Source organism: Psychrobacillus faecigallinarum (assembly GCF_014836595.1).
Lineage (GTDB): Bacteria > Bacillota > Bacilli > Bacillales_A > Planococcaceae > Psychrobacillus > Psychrobacillus faecigallinarum.
In genome coordinates this window covers 70689-82579 of sequence record NZ_JACSQO010000012.1, presented here as the reverse complement: position 1 = coordinate 82579, position 11891 = coordinate 70689, and the positions used below count along the sequence as shown (strand labels likewise).

General features: G+C 36.0%; 9 protein-coding genes. 5 read left to right on the top strand and 4 right to left on the bottom strand.

All coding sequences use genetic code 11. The annotated features are described in order from the left end of the window. The first annotated feature begins 8 nt into the window (after window positions 1-8). The gene (gene xylF, locus H9650_RS18160; RefSeq protein ID WP_151112620.1) at window positions 9-1064 is read left to right on the top strand and encodes a D-xylose ABC transporter substrate-binding protein; all 1056 of its coding nucleotides are present in this window, start codon (window positions 9-11) and stop codon (window positions 1062-1064) included. A 337-nt stretch (window positions 1065-1401) separates the two neighbouring features. On the opposite strand, the gene H9650_RS18155 is transcribed toward xylF, so the two are convergent. From H9650_RS18155 to H9650_RS18140, 4 genes are all read right to left on the bottom strand, one after another. Beyond that, on the bottom strand, window positions 1402-2814 hold the full coding sequence (locus H9650_RS18155; protein WP_151112622.1) for a DHA2 family efflux MFS transporter permease subunit: 1413 nt from the start codon (window positions 2812-2814) through the stop codon (window positions 1402-1404). Window positions 2815-2821: 7 nt separating this feature from the next. After that, on the bottom strand, window positions 2822-3412 hold the full coding sequence (locus H9650_RS18150) for a TetR/AcrR family transcriptional regulator (protein WP_191697863.1): 591 nt from the start codon (window positions 3410-3412) through the stop codon (window positions 2822-2824). Between the two features lie 193 nt (window positions 3413-3605). Further along, on the bottom strand, window positions 3606-5687 hold the full coding sequence (locus H9650_RS18145; protein WP_191697862.1) for an SA1320 family protein: 2082 nt from the start codon (window positions 5685-5687) through the stop codon (window positions 3606-3608). Between the two features lie 14 nt (window positions 5688-5701). Continuing rightward, window positions 5702-6628 carry a DUF1672 family protein gene (locus tag H9650_RS18140; RefSeq protein WP_191697861.1) on the bottom strand — a complete coding sequence of 309 codons (927 nt, stop codon included), beginning with the start codon at window positions 6626-6628 and terminating at the stop codon, window positions 5702-5704. Between the two features lie 415 nt (window positions 6629-7043). Between H9650_RS18140 and H9650_RS18135 the strand changes: the two genes are divergently transcribed. The 4 genes from H9650_RS18135 to H9650_RS18120 all read left to right on the top strand — a co-directional run bounded on the left by H9650_RS18135 (window position 7044) and on the right by H9650_RS18120 (window position 11866). Next, window positions 7044-8075 (top strand): alpha/beta fold hydrolase, encoded by a 1032-nt coding sequence (locus H9650_RS18135; RefSeq protein ID WP_191697860.1) that lies wholly within the window; start codon window positions 7044-7046, stop codon window positions 8073-8075. Window positions 8076-8111: 36 nt separating this feature from the next. Further along, the gene (locus H9650_RS18130) at window positions 8112-8810 is read left to right on the top strand and encodes a hypothetical protein (protein ID WP_144540697.1); all 699 of its coding nucleotides are present in this window, start codon (window positions 8112-8114) and stop codon (window positions 8808-8810) included. 115 nt (window positions 8811-8925) lie between these two features. Beyond that, the gene (locus tag H9650_RS18125) at window positions 8926-9429 is read left to right on the top strand and encodes a lysozyme inhibitor LprI family protein (protein ID WP_144540700.1); all 504 of its coding nucleotides are present in this window, start codon (window positions 8926-8928) and stop codon (window positions 9427-9429) included. Window positions 9430-9649: 220 nt separating this feature from the next. Further along, window positions 9650-11866, top strand: a complete 2217-nt coding sequence (locus tag H9650_RS18120; RefSeq protein WP_191697859.1) for a YcdB/YcdC domain-containing protein — start codon at window positions 9650-9652, stop codon at window positions 11864-11866. The last annotated feature ends 25 nt before the right edge of the window (window positions 11867-11891 follow it).

The following is an 11891-nucleotide window of genomic DNA, read 5'->3' as shown; positions in this document are numbered from 1 at the left end:
GGAAAAGGATGAAACAAAGGGCTAAACCTATTTGGCTTTTGGGTATCATTCTGCTGTTAGTTGCTTGTTCCCCTGATACTGAAAGGGAAAGTATTAAACCAGAGAAAGGACCCCCTTCTCCAAAAGAAGAGGAGCCGATACGAATAGGGTTTTCTATGGATACCTTATTGGAAGAACGATGGCTAAAGGATCGAGATTTATTCAAGGAGGCTGTGGAGGCTTTGGGTGCCGAGGTAGAAATATTTGCAGCAAATGGAGATGATGCACTTCAAATATCTCAAGCAGAGCGACTTATTCAAAGCGGTGTCGATGTATTAGTAATTGTTCCGCATAACGCCGAGGCAACCGCGGCCATTGTCCATAAGGCTCATCTTGCAGGTATACAGGTGATTGCATATGACAGACTTGTGAAAAACTCTGATCTCGATTTGTATGTTTCCTTCGATAATGAACAAGTGGGAGAAATGCAGGCAAAGGCTATTACAGAGCTTGTACCAAAAGGGAACTATGTGATTATAGGGGGAGCAATCACGGATAACAATGCGCATCTTCTGAAAAAGGGAGTATTTAAAGTACTTCGTCCATATATAGAGAATGGAGATATCAACATTATTTATGACCAATGGACGAAGGATTGGACACCAGTAAATGCAAATGCGAATATGGAAGAAGCACTTCGTACAACAAATCTACAGATTGATGCAGTAATTGCAGCAAATGATGCTACTGCTGGTGGGGTAATAGAAGCACTTGAGGCCAAAGGGCTCGCTGGACAAATACCAGTCGCAGGCCAGGATGCGGATTTAGCAGGGGTACAGAGAATAGTTAAAGGGACGCAAACTATGACTGTATACAAACCTATTCACATGCTCTCAGAGGAGGTTGCGAAACTGGCTGTATCCATGGCTAAAGGTGAAAATATTAATGCGGGGCAGAAAGTTAAAAACGGAAAAATTGAAGTTCCTTCGGTGTTATTAACACCAATTCCAGTAAATAAATCCAATCTTAATACCACAGTTATTACAGATGGTTTTCATTCAGAAGAGGAAGTTTATCAAGAGTAGAAAGAGTAGCCCCCTTAATAAAAGGCAATGTGTTTGATTAACAACCCACTTCTGACTAATTTAGCAATATAAATTACACTAAGAAAACGCTCAGAGTAATTCAGTCTATATGTATTCCACACAACAATGGAATGTTCCTGTAATAATTGTTTTTATCTATTTAACCTACTGTGTCATTTAAAGTATAAAGCTTTAAAACTTATTCTTATATTAACCTAAGCATTTTATTTGATTTAATTGTCATCAAAGCATTTTAAGAGGACTCGACTTTTGATGTCCTTATAAATTAAAACACCCTCCAATCAACTGGAGGGTGTTTTATAATGAAGCAAAAATACTAATTACTTTGTTTAGCTGTTTGTTGCTTTCCTTTAATAAAGAAAGATAGGATAATTCCAATTACTGCTAGAGCAATAGCGTATTTAAAGGATGTTTGTACCCCATAAATAAACGCGTCTACTGATGAAGCTGATGCACCTTGCTCTGTCACAAAGGAAGCTTGGGCAGAGGACATAATGGTAATCGCCACTGCAGTCCCGATTGCACCGGATACTTGCTGAAGAGTATTCATTAATGCGGTGCCATCTGGATATAGATGACGAGGCAATTGATTTAAGCCATTTGTTTGAGCAGGAGCCATAACAAGCGATACACCAATCATCATTACACTATGTAGCACGATAATCGTTAGCTGAGATGTCTGCTGGTCAATTTGCATAAAGAATACGAACGCAATCCCGATTAAGATGAAGCCAGGCATTACAAGTACCTTTGCACCGTAATTGTCAAACAGGCGTCCGACAATTGGAGAGAAAATACCGTTAATAATTCCACCTGGTAACAAGACTAGACCAGCGGCAAATGTTGCTAAAGCCAATCCAGTTTGTAAGTAAAGTGGAAGTAAAATCATAGTTGAAAGAATACACATAAAGGCTATAAATACGGCGATTAAGCCTAATGTAAACATTGGATATTTTAGAACCTTTAAATTGATCATTGGTTTTTCCATGTTGTTTTGACGCCAAGCGAATAAGGCAAGACCAATTACTCCTGCAGCTAGAGCAATAATTACAATCGAACTGCTCCAGCCTTTATCGCCAGCTACACTAAAGCCATACACAATGCCTCCAAAACCAATACTAGAGAAGATAACAGATAGAACATCAATCTTCGGATGGGTAAGCTCATTGACATTTTGCATATAGAAGTAGCCGAAAATCAATGCAAATACAAGGAATGGAAGTGTAGTCCAGAAAATCCAGTGCCAAGTTAAGTATTCTAAAATAATTCCAGAAACGGTAGGGGAAATCGCAGGTGCGAACATGATAACAAGTCCCATGACACCCATCGCTGATCCACGTTTTTCAATTGGAAAAATTAATAAAACCGTATTGAACATCAATGGCAATAAAATCGCAGTACCAATAGCTTGAACTATACGAGCCATCAATAAAAACGCAAAGGTCGGTGCAAGTCCTGCTATAATAGTTCCTATTATAGAAAATATCAAGGAAGTCAGGAATAGCTGACGAGTGGTGAATTTTTGAATCAGTAATCCGGAAATAGGGACTAGAATACCAAGTGTTAATAAATAGCCAGTAGTCAGCCATTGAATAGTTGTATGTTCAACGCCGAGCTCAATGACTAATTGGCCTAACGCCATGTTTAGTGCTGTTTCACTAAATAGTCCAACAAAACCAGCGATTAGAAATGCTGCTAGTATTGGTGTTTTTTTGATTGGTTGTGACATGAAAATCCTACTCTCTTAATAAATTACTTTTTGGTGCTACTAAATAAGGGATTTGCTTGGCGATTGCTCTGAGCGGATCACCAGAAGCACTTGTGATGCTTAATAATATACCACCTTCAAATAGTGCATTTAATGTGATTGCAAGATTACTTGCATCTTCCTCCTGCATCCCACAGTCAATAAATTTGTCTTTTATCAGTTGTTGCCAGCTTTTAAAAACCTGATCACAGGCTAGGCGTATCTCATTGTTTTTAATCGCCATTTCACCAGCAATATTACCAATGGGGACACCATCTATTTCGCGGTTCAACTCAACTTGTGAAGCAATATGATTTAAATGGCTTGATAATATCTTTATAGGATCTGCGGATTCACTCAACAAATTCCTTGTATCCTGTAGCATAATTTTTCCTGTATATTGAATAGCTGCTAATAACAGCTCTTCTTTGCCATTAGGAAAATGATGATAAAGGGCACCCTTTGTTGTATTACATTCTTTAATGATTGTTGCAATACTAACCGCCTCAAAACCATACCATCGAAATAGATGACCAGCAGTCTGAATTATATGCTGTTTAGTTTCCTGCCCAACGGACATATCAATTACTCCTTTCCACAAAACAGAACGGTCGGTTTGTTTTTTAGCACAAAATCTAGTATAAAGAGTGATTAAACACAAAGCAAGCTTGGAAGCTCAGGCTTTAGCTCAAATCCATTAAAAAAATCAATGAATGGGCAAAAATAAAAGAACTCTAATGTAGCAACGCTGCACTGGAGTTCCACTCTATATTTTACAATGTTCCGCGATCTACTTGTTCCTTTAATATTTGTAGATTACCTAATACATTCTTCGAGACCTCTAACGTTTCTTCGATTGCATTAGCTTTTTCATCGGCTAGCTGGTAAATTATTTCGTTAAATAATAGCTCCATCTCCTCTAATATAGCTAAGGCAGCGACATTGTACAATCTTACATTTTCAAATTTAGCTGGTTCAAAAATGGCAGTATCCAGATAGGGCTTAAAATTGTCTAGCATTTCCGGTAGGTTTACATTCATCCTATTGAATCCAATGCGCAAACTTTCCATTAAGACCTCCATTTCTATAAGAGGCTCGAGGGCACTAGCTACAGCACTTTTTACTCTATGTTCATAATCTGTAAACAAACTCATCAGCAAACCGATGGGATTTCCGTACAGACCGATATTTTGAGCAGCCTTTACAGCGAGGATAATTGCAGTTAATGCAGCTTCTATTAGAAGTGCAATAACTTCTAGGATGGAAAGGATGGGACTTAATATTGTTGTTCCTAAAGTAACTATCGTATTATGGGCCAATTGGACTTGAACTTCCTTAATTTTCATTCCTACTACTAAATAAGAGGATTCCTGAATCGTCTTAATCTCTGTTTTTTGAACTGCATCTACACGATCTCCAGGTGAAGATCCCATGTGTATAGCATCTGCTAGGCTGACATCACGGTTAATAAAGGAATTGGCAATGTCATTAACCTGAGTTTCGTACTCAGTTAATTGATTGTATACTTCTTCTTTATTTATTTTTAAGATGTTATAGTGCGCATCCAGCTCCCCGACGACTGCATCGACAAAATTGTCTGTTCCTCCTCTAAATAATTCAGGTATATCCTTATACATAATATTGTGTGCACTCGTCACTAGATTATCTACGTCTAGCTTAAGCTGATTTAAATAATCTCTTGCTGGAGCGAAGAGTGTTTCTACACTTATGTCAGTTGAGGTAATAAACTCAATGATTTCAGCCGGTTTAGAGTTTAAAATGCTGTTTAATATTCTACAACGATCCTCTGCTGTATTAAGAAGATCTATTAGATCATCTATGGCTGCCTTGATAAAGGCCCCTGTCTCTGCAATGCCCTTAAAAACGGGGTCTCCGGCTATTTCTTCAAGCATTTGTTGAAAGATTTCTTGGAGGGTAGTTACACGCTGACTGAATTTAGCACTCTCATCCTCAACAATACTTACCGAGTTACCTATATACTCTTTGACATTTGTTATTCGACCTTTTACTTGGTCTCTTATTCCGTTGGAGAGTAAAATCATATTTTCTTGGTTAATCTCAATTTTTTCAGTATAGCCTCCATAAATAGGATTTCCTGTCCAAATACTTGTTACAATATGATCGTCAGCACCAATGTGGATATATCCATGTCCGGGCTGTCCCTTTATACCAACTTCAACAACAAAGTTCCCGTCTTTATCAGGGGTAACGTAGCCTGTATGATTCGATACAATCTGTGAAAGCAGGGGAACCCCATTGTTAATGTTATATTTTTTCCCTGGTATTCTATTGCCCATTCCAATAGCTTCTTCTGTGCTCGTAAGAAAGTCGAAGCGGCTGTAATAATTGGTGATATTCTCATACATCATCGTAGGATCCACTAAACCAGCAGGAAGGATTGCAGGGTTCAATGTTACAGCTTTAACCTGAGGGTTATTAATTGCAACAGAGTTAGTAAGTCCACCACCTAGAGAATTACCTGTTACTGAATCTACGTTTCCAAGACTAGTATTTACCCAATCAAAATACTTTTGAGCATCCTCTAATTGAGCGGGAGGAGTATCCGCTAGTAGCTTTGCATTTGTATCAATCCAATCCTTGTTGTCTGCGCTACCAACAAAAACTACAGTCAATTCCTTTGTTTCATTGTTTTGGACGGTAAGTGCATCAAGACCTGAAGACATCCCGTATTGGGTATCCACTACTCTGAATACTTTATCGTTAACTGTTATAATTCTACCTTCTGGATAATTTCGATAAGCATGAGAACCAGCTAATTCTACTAAATCTTGATCATTTGTCTGGACGTTAGAAACAGGATTAATAGTAGTCATCGAGATTTCCACTCCTATTCTTTCATAATCTCATTTAATTTAGTCTTGTTTATCGAGCTTTTTTTTGATCCGTCAGCATACTCTGCGTTAATCAAGTTATCGTGTAAAATTACCGAGTAAGAGCCTTGGGGTATTCCTTCCATTTGCTCGATATCTGAAACAATTTGGTCATAAAGTGCTTCATCTGGGTCGGTATCGGATTCTTTCATATATAAAGTAATAGTGATGAGCATTAGATTAGAATCGAAATTATACTTTTCAAATGAGCTTTTTAATTCTTCCTTGCTAATTGTTGGGTCTTCTATATATTTGTTATAAAGCTCTGTAAAGTATTCGCCTGAGGCACTTGTGTAATAATAGGGAGTTGCAAATCCATTAGCACCTACTCTTTCCACTGCCTCCATACGAACTCCTACTACAGGATTTTTTACAGTTATTTCATTTAAGTATTTATCAAGGTTAGAAAATTCCTGATCATTAATCATTGCATAAAGACCAGTAGAAATTGCATCTTCTATCTGTCCCTCTTGAGACCACACTTTGTCTGATTCTACTTTTTCCTTTTCCACATCAATAGGTACAATGGCAAAAGTGTAGAAATGAGGCTCTCCAACAGATTCTACGAATACAGAGGCACCGTCCACAGCTCCCACGATGTTATGGATTTTTACCTCTGTTTTATACTTGTTTAGAAAGAACTCCTTTACCGCTTGTTCAATCGAATCACGATTCTCCTCCGCGATTTTGTCCGTTTTTTCTCCATTTTGTAAGGTGTATTCGTCACCTTTGTAATCTTGAACGCTGACAAAGCTCTCACTATCTAAAGCAATATCACCATTTCCAAGTATTTTGGTTTCCTTTGTATTCTCTACATCCACGTTGCAACCTCCTAATAAAAGTGTTGTGCTAACAATTGCTAAGGCCATTTTGCTTTTCTTCATATTAATCCTCCCGCTTTAGAGCTAAATCCGTCGGTTTTTATTTATTGTAATCAAACCTTACGAGATAAGAAAATAAAAGCTTAATATTTTGTTTGAATTTTAAGAAAACAGGTGAAAGGTTGTATAGGGATTTTGTGTAATAAGGACTTTTGTTTTAAAGGGGAGAAGGTCATCCTTGGATGTGTTAACACCAAATTCATGAAGGGAGAGTAATGAGTGAATCAATTTTTCGCAATCGTACACTATTTATTTTAGATAAGAAAAATCTCATCCCTAAGATGTACTATAATTTCGTTCCGGAGATGTACTAGAAAATTTTACTAAATTGTTATACTTATTATGAGATCTAACAAAAAAGGAAAGATAGGGCAATTAGAAAGAGAATAAAAGAGTACAAGAATAGGGGAATGGTCGCGTGAAAAAGACAAAGAAATTAATCATATGTATTTTAGTATCAATTGTAGTAGTCCTAATAGGAGCCCTTTTTTCTCCGACATGGACAGCGTCTATTGAAGGGGAAAACAGTATTAGTGTTTTAGAGCAATTGGAGGTTAATGGAAGTAACCATGAAGTATTGATTCGTGGCAATAATACCGATAACCCTGTTATCCTTTTTGTGCATGGGGGACCAGGAAGTTCAGAAATACCGTACGCTTCTCAATACCAAGACTTGCTAGAACAAGATTTTACAGTTGTTCAATATGATCAAAGAGCAAGTGGAAAATCATATCATTTTACAGAGGACTATTCTAATCTTTCAACAGATTTACTAGTAGAGGATCTGTTAGCTATGTCCGATTATATTTCGAAGAGACTTAATAAAGAAAAGATCATATTAATTGGTCATTCGGCAGGTACCTATATTGCTACCCAAGCTGCATATCAATCACCTGAAAAATATGAGGCATATATTGGTATAGGGCAAATGAGTGATACTATTGAAAGTGAGCTAGAGAGCTTAGCCTTCTGTATTGATCAAGCTGAAAAGGAAGGGAATATGGAGGATGTTACATATTTACAGGGGTTAGATGAAGATATTAAAAATGGTGACACAGTTACTCCAAGAAATTATGTAATGAAATATGGTGGGACTTCTAGACTTATCGAAAATCCAGACGGTAATAGCTTAAATAATTTTCTTAGCAAGGAATATAATTTATTGGACGTGATTCGTTATAACTATGGAATTTCCTACTCACAGAAAATGATGTTACCTGATTTGTTAAAAAAGCCGTTACCTAATATAGTTACAAAGCTTGAATTACCAGTTTATTTTGTAATGGGAAAGCACGATTATCATACTACTTATAGTACAGCCAAAAAATACTTGGATACTTTAAATGCAGAACAGAAAGAATTTATTACCTTTGAGAAATCAGCTCATTATCCACAATTCGAGGAAAAGGAAAAATTTTATGAGTGGATGTCCACCACTTTTACACAATAAATATATTTTAAACTAAGTTTTAAGGAAGGTGAACAAATGGAAAGGGCTTTAACCAATATTATTAACAGTGAAAATTTAAATGATTATCCGTTGTTTATAGAGTTTTGCCTATACAAGGAAAAAGGTCTACGTAAACAATCGTTAAAGTCATTAAATCTTTTTCTTCAGCAAGCATTAGAATGGGATATAAAAAAACAACAACAATTTGCATGCTGGATTTTTGAAGTAATTGAAGTATCAGAAGATGTACATCAGGTACTTATTCACCCATTAGAAGAGAGATTATTGAAACCTTTAATGGAGAAATGGATGGATTTAAATCCTGAAGACCCAAGAATGTACAGATGGTATGGTCTATTTCTGAATATCGATAAGCGGACAACCTATTTAGATAAAGCCTTAAAATTAGGTGGCGATAAGGAACAATTAGTAATACTAAAGCTAATAGATATTTATATAGATTCTCTTTGGTATTCTTTTCACCATATTTCAGAGGACCTATACTTAGGTGATATACAAGAAGATAGATTACTACTGAAAAAAATAGAACAGCTAAGCAAGAAAGTAGAAAAGGAAGAATACAAAATAAATATTTACCAACTTGTATCTTATTATAGTAATTTGATGAGTGATTGGATTTCGTTTTCAAGTGAAGGTACAGTCGGCTTTGTGCAATGGTGTGAGGATAAAGGCAAGGCCTATGAATTTACTAAGATCTATTATTATGAAAAGTAGGTTCCTGCATCTGCATTAGGAGATTTGAATGATTTTTTATAAAAAACAGAAAAAATAAAACTTTCCTGCTTATCGTTACGTCTAATGGGTAGAAGTGGAAGAAGGAGGGATATAATTGAAGAAAATACTAATGTTACTGCTACCATTTGTTTGGATCGTAGGATGCAGTTCTAGTTCGGAAAAGGATATAAATGAAACTAACGTTGCACCAGCTCAAGAAGTGTCTGAGGATACTGAAGAAACAGCTAGTGACCCTTCAGGAACAAAAGAAACTTATTTAAATAAATTAAATGAGATTGAAGTTAGTTTAAAGGAATTCGACAAGGTATATGAGTCTGGAACACAAACGGATATGAATCAAGCTAAATCAGAAACATTCAAAAGGTGGGACGAAGCTCTAAATGAAATTTATGGTGTACTTAAAGAGCAACTGTCTGAAAGTGAAATGGAGGATTTAAAAATAGAACAACGCGATTGGATTAAGCAGCGTGATAAAATCGCAGAAGAAAAATCCAAGGAAGCAGAGGGTGGAACACTTGAGCCGTTCCTGTATTCGAGTGCTTTAGCTGATCTTACTAAAGAAAGATGCTATGAATTAGTAAATAATTATATGAAATAAGTGAAAACGCCCCTCCGAGTGAGTGGCGTTTTTTTCGTTTAAAGAATTTTTGAAATCACAGTATTTAGATGAGACAGAATCAGAACGGCTAATAAAAATAATCAAATAATATCTAACTCTTAAAAATTTATTAAATAATTTTAAAATTAGGTAAATTTTAGTTTCTAATTTCCAAAATTTACTTTACAATATAATTATTACCGTAAAAGGGGGACTATTTTTGAAGAAGATAGGTATTATATTAACGGCTTCGGCTTTATCGATTGGAATGTTTTCATCTGCTGTAAGTGCTGCTGGTACAGGAGGGGCACAACCATATAATGTGATGACTCAGGTTGCAGCAGTGGATGTAACGGTATCTAAGGAGGACCTGCTAAAGAAATTTAAAGCGAGTTTTCCAGGGATATTTGACTCTGTAAAGGCTAGTGAATTTTATATGCATTCCTATGAAAATCCGTATGAAAACAAAACAAGATATGATATGTCTTTTAATAAGCAAGTAAAAGGTAAGGAAATCTACGGTAGTATTGGGTTTTCTGGAGACAATTTTGAGATAGAATCTTTTCACTATGAGCCGGTGACTACCGCTGATGCTTTATTTCCTGCAAAGGTATCCAAGGATGAAGCTAAAAAAATTGCCAATGACTTTGTACAAAAGTATATCAAGGACGGAAGCTACCAGCTAACAGAAGGGATGAATGATTTTTATTATTCTCCTCAACTTCTAACTAGACCTATTCGTTATTCTTTTTCATTTAATCGAGTCCAGGATGGAATTGCTATTCAAGATCAGAATGTAAACGTAACTATTTTAGGTAGCGGAGAGATTGTAGAATTTAATCGTTTTAATACAAGTAAATCTTCAACGTTTGAAGATGTGAAAAAATTGAATGATTCAAAAGAAGCACTAGCAAAAATAAAAGATAATGTAACAGCTAAACTACAATATCAAATTACTGCATCGGATGAAATTAATAAATATGATGTAAAATTAGTTTATACGCCAGATGTGCTTAGTTTAAATGCAACAACTGGTGAATGGTTTAATAGCTATGAATTTTTAGCCGAGAACCCTGCTAAAAAGGGATATGAAATGATTGTAGAAAAGGCATTGCCTGCAAAGCAAAATGGTATCACGAAGGAAGAAGCCAAAAAAACGGCAGAGAATCTACTAAAGGTAGATTCAAGTAAGGTAAAGCTATCTATTCAATCTGTAGAAGAGACGAAGAATTACAATGGACAAGATGTAATCAGTGTTCAATATATGTATAACTACTCAAACGGTAGCGGTTCTGGATCTAATATAGAATTTGATAAGAAAACAGGAGAGCTAGTTCAGTTTCATAGTATGAAACGTGAAATAACTGAATATTTAGAAGAGAAAAAAGATGACAAAGCTATTTCCTATGAAGAAGCACTAGCTAAGGCAGTGCAATATGCTAAGGAATATTTACCTTCTAATCTTCACCAATATGCACTTCCGACCGATTCATTTTATGAAGATCCTAGGGGTCTCTATTACTTTTCATTCCCTCGAATTGTAGACGGAGTACTTGTTTCAGGAGATCAAATAAATGTGCATTTAGAAAACGATGGCACTTTAGGCGGTATAAGTATTAATAGACCACAGATTGACGAGTGGCCATCAAAGGACAAAGTGATTTCTGAAAAAGAAGCAGAAGAGATTTTCAAGAAGTCTGTTTCATTAAAAACGAGTTACATGAAAGAATATCAGAAGAAAGAAAATAATCATTATAACTTAATATATTCTCCACAGTTTAATGAAGAAGATTATCAAGTATTAGAGGCAAACACAGGTAAATGGTTCAATCAATATAATAGAGAAGTGTTGCCAGAAGTCTCTCATAAAACCGCAGCAGATGAATTAAATTATTTAATACAAGCAAAAGTATTAACGGTTAAGGATGCAAAAACCTTTAATGGAGATGCAACTGTATCGAAGGGGGAAGCCATCAAAATAATGATGAATTCCTTGACGTATATGTATTCTGGTTTTCCTGGAGGAGATTCAGAAAACGTCAAACAAACCTTTACTAATGTAGATTCTAAGCATACATCTTATCAGGCAATAGAAAGAGCGGTAGAGCTAGGAGTACTCACAGCAGACAAGTCTACCTTTGATGTGGATAGTCCGATTACTAAAGAGGAGCTATCAGTATGGTACATCCGTGCTCTAGGCTTAGAGGAAGCTGCAAAACAATCTAAAATATTCAAAAATGATTATACAGATAGTAAAAAGATTAAAGCCGAGAACGCAGGCTATGTTGTGTTGGCAGACTCTTTGGGATTAGTAAAGGCAGAGAAAAATGAATTCAACCCTACTAAGCAAGTAACCTATGCAGACCTAGCAGTTTCTACTATCCGTTTAGGACATGAAATGTCTAAAAAAGGCAGAGACTATAGATTTGGTTATTAAATTTTCAAAAAGCGGTCAAGAACGC